The organism is Nocardia carnea (assembly GCF_029868325.1).
GTDB lineage: Bacteria > Actinomycetota > Actinomycetes > Mycobacteriales > Mycobacteriaceae > Nocardia > Nocardia carnea_C.
In genome coordinates this window covers 42,366-49,244 of sequence record NZ_JARWNW010000318.1, presented here as the reverse complement: position 1 = coordinate 49,244, position 6,879 = coordinate 42,366, and the positions used below count along the sequence as shown (strand labels likewise).

General features: G+C 68.7%; 7 protein-coding genes. 3 read left to right on the top strand and 4 right to left on the bottom strand.

Annotation, left to right across the window (positions count from 1 at the left end):
- The first annotated feature begins 312 nt into the window (after positions 1-312).
- Positions 313-1,953: a ribosomal protection-like ABC-F family protein gene (abc-f, locus tag QH196_RS32180; protein WP_280419617.1), complete on the top strand. Its 1,641-nt coding sequence runs from the start codon at positions 313-315 to the stop codon at positions 1,951-1,953.
- A gap of 31 nt (positions 1,954-1,984) precedes the next feature.
- Here the strand turns inward: abc-f and QH196_RS32175 are convergent, their stop codons facing one another.
- The gene (locus tag QH196_RS32175; RefSeq protein ID WP_280419616.1) at positions 1,985-2,812 is read right to left on the bottom strand and encodes a Vgb family protein; all 828 of its coding nucleotides are present in this window, start codon (positions 2,810-2,812) and stop codon (positions 1,985-1,987) included.
- Entirely contained in the window at positions 2,809-3,123 is a 315-nt protein-coding gene (locus tag QH196_RS32170) for a hypothetical protein (protein ID WP_280419615.1), read from the bottom strand. Before QH196_RS32170 ends, QH196_RS32175 begins: the two co-directional genes overlap by 4 nt.
- Before the next feature lie 38 nt (positions 3,124-3,161).
- Between QH196_RS32170 and QH196_RS32165 the strand changes: the two genes are divergently transcribed.
- Positions 3,162-3,752 carry a TetR/AcrR family transcriptional regulator gene (locus QH196_RS32165; RefSeq protein ID WP_280419614.1) on the top strand — a complete coding sequence of 197 codons (591 nt, stop codon included), beginning with the start codon at positions 3,162-3,164 and terminating at the stop codon, positions 3,750-3,752.
- 67 nt (positions 3,753-3,819) lie between these two features.
- Here the strand turns inward: QH196_RS32165 and QH196_RS32160 are convergent, their stop codons facing one another.
- Positions 3,820-4,299 (bottom strand): Dps family protein, encoded by a 480-nt coding sequence (locus QH196_RS32160; RefSeq protein ID WP_280419613.1) that lies wholly within the window; start codon positions 4,297-4,299, stop codon positions 3,820-3,822.
- A gap of 214 nt (positions 4,300-4,513) precedes the next feature.
- Here QH196_RS32160 and QH196_RS32155 point away from each other — a divergent pair, with 214 nt between their 5' ends.
- Positions 4,514-5,104 (top strand): type 1 glutamine amidotransferase domain-containing protein, encoded by a 591-nt coding sequence (locus tag QH196_RS32155; protein ID WP_280419612.1) that lies wholly within the window; start codon positions 4,514-4,516, stop codon positions 5,102-5,104.
- 259 nt (positions 5,105-5,363) lie between these two features.
- Here the strand turns inward: QH196_RS32155 and QH196_RS32150 are convergent, their stop codons facing one another.
- On the bottom strand, positions 5,364-6,818 hold the full coding sequence (locus QH196_RS32150; RefSeq protein ID WP_280419611.1) for an aldehyde dehydrogenase family protein: 1,455 nt from the start codon (positions 6,816-6,818) through the stop codon (positions 5,364-5,366).
- Positions 6,819-6,879: the final 61 nt, after the last annotated feature.

Below are 6,879 nucleotides of genomic sequence, written 5' to 3'. Positions count from 1 at the left end.
CCCCCCCCCGCCCCCGCGGGCCCCCGCCCGGCGCCCCGGCCCCCCCCCCCCCCCCCCCCCCCCCCCCCCCCCCCCCCCCCCCCCCCCCCCCCCCCCCCGACCCGGTGTCCGGCGGAAGCGCGGCTGCTATCGTCGTGGAGTCATCGAGGTACAGGAGACCCAGATGGTTGGTGAACTCGACATCTCCGGAGCCACCCGGCTCTGACGGCCACCAGTTGGGCGCATACGGGCGCCGCTGTCGTGGCCATGTCGTCGTTCATCGATCATTTTCCCGGCGCAATCGCACGCCGGACGACATACGAGGTCTCCCCCATGGCTGATGCCTTCATCGTCTGTTCGAACCTGTCGTTCTCCTGGCCGGACGACACCCCCGTCTTCACCGATCTGTCGGTCACCGTGCCCGGCGGGCGTACCGGGCTCGTGGCCCCGAACGGTGCCGGTAAGAGCACACTGCTTCGCCTGATCGCGGGCGATCTGCGTCCTGGCGCCGGAAGCGTCACCGTCGACGGAGTGCTCGGGTATCTCCCGCAGACCCTGCCGCTGACCGGCGATATGACCGTTGCCGAGCTCCTGGGCGTCGCCCCGATCCTGGCGGCTCTGGAAGCGATCGAGTCGGGTGATACCGCCGAAGCACACTTCACCACGATCGGTTCGGAGTGGGATATCGAGGAACGCACCCGCGCCCAGCTGGAGCGGCTGGGTATCGGCGAACTCGAGCTCACCCGCCGGCTGCACACTCTCAGCGGTGGCCAGGTCGTTTCGCTGGGTCTGGCGGCGCAACTGCTCCGGCGGCCCGAAGTCCTGCTGCTCGACGAACCCACCAACAACCTGGATCTGGAAGCGCGACACCGGCTCTACGATCTTCTCGGCGACTGGAACGGCTGCCTGCTGCTGGTGAGCCACGATCGGGCGCTCCTGGACCGCATGGACCGGATCGCCGAACTCCACGCGGGCGAAATCAACTATTACGGCGGGAATTTCACCGAATACGAACAGGCGGTCCGGGCCGCGCGGGAGGTAGCGGAGAAAAACATCCGCACTGCGGAGCAGGAGGTAAAACGCGAGAAGCGGGAGTTGCAGCTGGCTCGGGAACGCGCCGCCCGCCGCGCGAGCAACGCGGCCCGCACTCTCGGCAATGCCGGTCTGCCGAAGATCTTCGCGGGCACGATGAAACGTAATGCGCAGGAATCGGCGGGGCGAGCCGCCGGTACGCACAACGCCCGGGTCGATGCCGCCCGAGCCCGGCTCGACCAGGCTGAACGGGCGTTGCGCGCCGACCAGAAGGTCGCATTGCAGCTTCCCGGTACGAATGTCCCGGCCGGGCGCACCGTGTTTCTCGGTGCGGATATCCGCTACAGCATCGGCAACCGGCAGATATTCGCCGAACCGGGTGTCGACCTGGCGATCCGCGACCCCGAACGGATCGCGCTGACCGGCCCGAACGGCGCCGGGAAATCCACCCTGCTGCGTATCCTGCACGGTGACCTGACCGCCGAATCCGGCGAGATCACCCGCGCAGACGGCCGAGTGGCATACCTGTCGCAGCGTTTGGATCTCCTCGACCCCGACCGCACCGTGGCCGAGAACCTGGCCGCATACGCCCCCGAACTTCCGGCAGCCGCGCGGATGAATCTGCTGGCACGCTTCCTGTTCCGGGGCTCGCGGGTGCAGTTGCGGGTCGGTGACCTCTCCGGCGGTGAACGATTGCGGGCCACCTTGGCCTGCATTCTTTTCGCCGAACCCGCACCGCAGCTGCTCTTGCTCGACGAGCCGACCAACAATCTCGACCTGACAAGCGTCGGGCAACTGGAGAACGCGCTCAACACCTACGAGGGAGCGTTCTTGGTGGTCAGCCATGACGAACGGTTCCTCGCCGAAATAGGCGTGCAGCGCTGGTTGCGGCTGTCCGAAGGAACGCTTTCGGAGGTCGCGGCCCCGGTGATCGAGGGCTGAACACCTACCCGCTTCAGCCGATGCCGTTCGCTCACAGTGGAATACGTTCCAGGCTGCCGGATTCCATGGCCACCCACAGCGCGCCGTCGGACCCGGCCGTCAGCCCGTGCGGTTCGGCGCCGGCCAGCTCTGTTTCGGTGATCTCACCGCTCAGGGAGATGCGGCCGAGCCGCGAGGTCGCCCATTCGGTGAACCACAGGGCGCCGTCCGGTCCCGCGATGATCGCGTGGGGCTTGGCGGCGCGGTCGGGTAGCGGGAATTCGGTGATCTCGCCGTCGATACCGATCCGGCCGATCTGGCCGGCGCCGATCTCCACGAACCAGAGGGCGCCGTCCGGCCCTCCGGTTATGCCGACCGGCATGGCCTGTTCGGTGGGCAACGGGTACACGGTCGTGGCGCCGGTGAGATCGGTGCGGCCGATCGCATTGCCCTGGTTGAGCGTGTACCACAGGGCATCGTCGGCACCGGTGACGATCATCGAGGGCATTCCGGCGGCCGGGTAGCGGGTGATGGATCCGTCACCGGCCAACCGGCCGATACGGTCGGCCTGGAGTTCGGTGAACCACAGGGCGCCATCCGGTCCCGTGGTGAGGCCGTACGGGGATTCGGCCGGGAACCAGACGAGGTCACCGGCCGCGGTGATCCGGCCGATACGGTTCCCGCGGAATTCGCTGAACCACATGGACTCGCCGGGGCCGGGCACGATCACCGTCGGCTGCCCGCCGGGCGGATCCAGTGGATAGGTCTGCACCGCACCGTCGTGATATCGGCCGACCGCACCGGCCTCGACCGTGGTGAACCACAACGCACCGTCCGGACCGAGGCTCAACCCGTACGGCGACCCGGAAACTTGGATCACAGCCACTCCTGCTCGTAGTGCCCGCGGACGGCCTGTCCGCACGAATCACCGAACCCCAGCGGCGGCGGAGGACCGGTGACAGAAATCAAGCGTTCGAATCCCCGGACGGCCGTCGCCGGATTCTGCTCGTCAACAAATACCCCGAACCCCGCCGGGTGCAGTTCGCCGACCCGGTCCGGACGATCAGCACGATCGACACCACCACGGGGGACGGGCCGGCAGTCACCCGGCACGTCGAGAACGGAGAGGTGGAACTGGGCCCGTTCGCCACCGCGGTCGCCACCGTCGAACCGGCCGCCACTAATCTGCACGGGACAGATCCCGCGCGACAACCGGAGAGTAAGGAAATATGCCCGGCACCCGTGCCCGCCGCAGCGACGCCGAAGTGGTGGCGGCCGTCCGCACCGCGGTGGTCGAGGAACTCGCCGAGGTGGGGCTGGGCCGGCTCACCATGGACGGTATCGGGCAGCGCGCCGGTATCGCGAAAACCTCGCTGTACCGGCGCTGGGATTCGCCGCAGGCGATTCTTCTGGACGCGTTGGGCGCGGGCTTCCCGCAGGAACAACCCACCCCGGCACCGACCGAGGACCTGCGGCACGATCTCATCGAAGCGCTGCGGCTCATGGTGGCCTGGCTGGCCACCCCCGTCGCCCGGGCCACCGCCGCCATCCTCGCCGAACGCGCCCGTTACCCGGAGCTGGCCGAGGCCGTGTACACACAGGTGTTCGACCCCAAGGGCGGCCGGTTCACCGGTACGGTTCTGCGACACTACGCGGATATCGGCCGGATCGACCCGGGTCGCCTCACCCCGGTCGTCCTCGATATCGGCGAGGCGCTGGTACTGAAGTTCGCGCTCGACTCGGGTGAACTACCGGATGAGCAGACCCTGGCCGATATCGTCGACCAGGCCATCCTGCCCGCCGCCGACCGGCGGGCTTGACCGCACGGGTATACGCCGACGGGCGGGCGGCCGGGTTCCGGCCGTCCGCCTCGAGACCATATGGGGGTCAGGCAGTCGAGAGCTGTGCCTGCCACATCCAGTGCAGCTGCTCCAGCCGGGCCGCGATCTCGATGAACAGATCCTGTGTCACCGGGTCGGCTTTCTCGGTGGCGTCGATACGCTCACGGAACCGGCCGATCACGGTGGCGAGATTGTCGACGATCGCATTGATGACGTCGGTGTCCTGCTGCCAGCCGTCGGGGAATTGGAGCCCGGCCGCTTCCTTGGCCACGGTGGCCGCGCGTCCGTCGGGGCTCACGCCGATGGCGGTGGCCCGTTCGGCGGCGGAATCGGTGAACTCGCGGGCCGCGCTCACCAGTTCGTCGAGGGCAAGGTGCACGGAGCGGAAGTGGGTGCCGAGCACATTCCAGTGTGCCTGTTTGGCGATCAGAGACAGATCGATCAGGTCGACGACGCTGGCGCGCAGCGCGTCACCGGTGATGCGCTGCTGTTCCGGGTCGAGTGTGCTCTTGATCGGGACGTTCATCCTCGGATGCCCTTTCTCTCGTTGCGCTCGATGCGCCGGACAGGGGGCGACTACCCGGCCGTGCGGCGCTCAATCACCGATATCGGTGTAATCGCGACCACGGTCTCGCCCAGTCCATGGAACGGCGCGAACAGCCCGGTCACCCACGTTTCGCCGGCATCGGCCCGGGTAGGTCGCGGGCGGATCGCAATCAGGCACTCGGAAAGGAGCAGGTATGGGCCAGCAGCACAATTTGACCGGACAGCGGGTCGCGGTGCTCGCGGCGGACGGAGTGGAGCAGGTGGAACTCGTCCAGCCGAGGTCGGCCGTGGAGGATGCCGGGGCCAGTACCGCCCTGCTGTCATTGAAACCGGGCGAGATCCAGGCCATGAACCACGATGTGGAGAAGGGCGATACCTTCCGGGTCGACCGGGTGGTCGGCGAATGCAGCCCGGACGAATTCGATGCCCTGCTCCTTCCCGGCGGCACCACCAACCCCGACAAACTCCGCCAGGACCCGGACGCCGTCCGCTTCGTGCGTGATTTCTTCGCCACCGGTAAACCGGTCGGGGTGATCTGTCACGGACCGTGGACGATGGTGGAGGCGGATGTGGTGCGCGGCCGTACGCTCACCTCGTACCCCAGCGTGCGGACCGATATCCGCAATGCGGGCGGAAATGTGGTGGACGACCAGGTGGTCACCGACCATGGTCTGGTGTCCAGCCGCAACCCGGACGATCTGCCCGCTTTCTGCGCGAAGATCGTCGAGGAGTTCGCCGAAGGCAAACATCGCGTACATCCGGAAGGCGCGACCGCGAACCGCTGACCGGCGCCGATATGGTGCAGCAGGGAACAACCGGCTGCCAGCGGGCCGACGCGCGCCGCCCTCTCAGGAGGCCGTGCCCAGTAACGGCGCACCTCGAGTTCGAGTGCCGGGACCTGGTCGCCCTTCGTGCCGGAGCAGTCCCGGCGGCGGTGCAAGTCGTCCGCCGGGCAGCCGCGGACCCGGCCGCATCCGGACCGCGACGGCCGCACACGACCGGAGATATGCGGGTGCCGCCCGACTGGAAGCCGCGCAGCCCGAGTCAGAACGGGTAGCGCGCGATATCGGATTGCATGGTGACCCACTGTGTTTCGGTGAAGGTGTCCAGGTTCGCGGTGGGCCCGCCGAACCGTCCGCCGACACCGGAGGCCTTCACCCCGCCGAACGGGATCGGGGCCTCGTCATCCACGGTCTGATCGTTGATGTGGACGGCGCCGGACTCGATCCGGTCGGCGAGTTCGTAGGCCCGGTATGCGTCGGCGGTGAGGATGCCGACCGAGAGCCCGTATTCGGAGGCGTTGATGATCTCGATCGCCTCCTCGACGGTGTCGTAGGTCAGGACCGGGGCGACCGGCCCGAAGATCTCCTCGGTCCACGCCGGGTTGTCGGCGGTGAGGCCGGTGAGCACGGTCGGCCGGTAGTACAGGTCGGTGTATTCGCCGCCCGCCGCGATGGTTGCGCCCGCCTCGGCGGCCGCGGTGACCAGGGCGTGGACTCGGTCGCGCTGGCCGGCGTCGATGATCGGGCCCAGCGCATTTCCCGAATCGGCCGGGTCGCCGACGGGGATGCGGTTCGCCGTGGCGACGAGCGCCGCGGTGTATTCCGCCGCGATCGAGCTGTGCACCAGGTGCCGGCCGGTGGTCATGCAGATCTGGCCCTGATGCAGGAACGAGCCCCAGGCTCCCGCCGAGGCGGCCGCGTCGATATCGGCGTCCGGCAGCACCAGCAGGGCGTTGTTGCCGCCCAGTTCCAGGTGCAGTTTCTTCAGCAGCGGCCCCGCCGATGCGGCGATCCGGCGGCCTGCCGCGGTCGAGCCGGTGAACGACAGGCACGGTACCTGCGGGTGTTCCACCAGCGCCGCCCCGAGCTCGCCGCCGCCCGGCAGCACGTGCAGGACTCCGGCGGGCAGACCGGCTTCCTGGAAGAGTTCGGCCAGGGCCAGGCCGCCCGAGATCGAGGTGCGGGGGTCGGGTTTGAGGATCACCGCGTTGCCCAGGGCGAGCGCCGGCGCCACCGATCGCATCGAGAGGATGGCCGGGAAGTTGAACGGTGAGATCACCCCCACGACGCCCACCGGAACCCGCCGGGCCACCGATAGCCGGGGCTTACCGGAACGCAGCATTTCCCCGTACGGGTGCGACGCGAGGGCGGCCGACTCCCGCAGTTCACTGGTCACCAGCCCGACCTCGAACGCCGCCTTGCCCCGTCCCGACCCGGCCTCGGCGACCAGCCAGGAACCCAGGCGATCCGGGTTGTCGGCCAGCAGCTGCGCCGCCTGCAGCAGTACGGCGACTCGCTTGTCGTAGGTGAGCGCGGCCCATTCCCGTTGCGCGGCCACCGCTGAACGTACGGCGTACTCGAGGTCGTCGGTCCCGGCTTCGCCGACCGTATCGATGGTCGTTCCGGTGGCGGGCGAGGTCACCGGCAGGGTCCGGGCGGCGGGGCGGAAGGCGCCGTCGAACAGCGCACCGTGCCATGCGGTGGTGGTGGTCGTCATGGTGGCTCGTGGGTGGTGTGCGTGGGACATCCGCGTGCTCAGTATCGCCGCGCCGCTACCG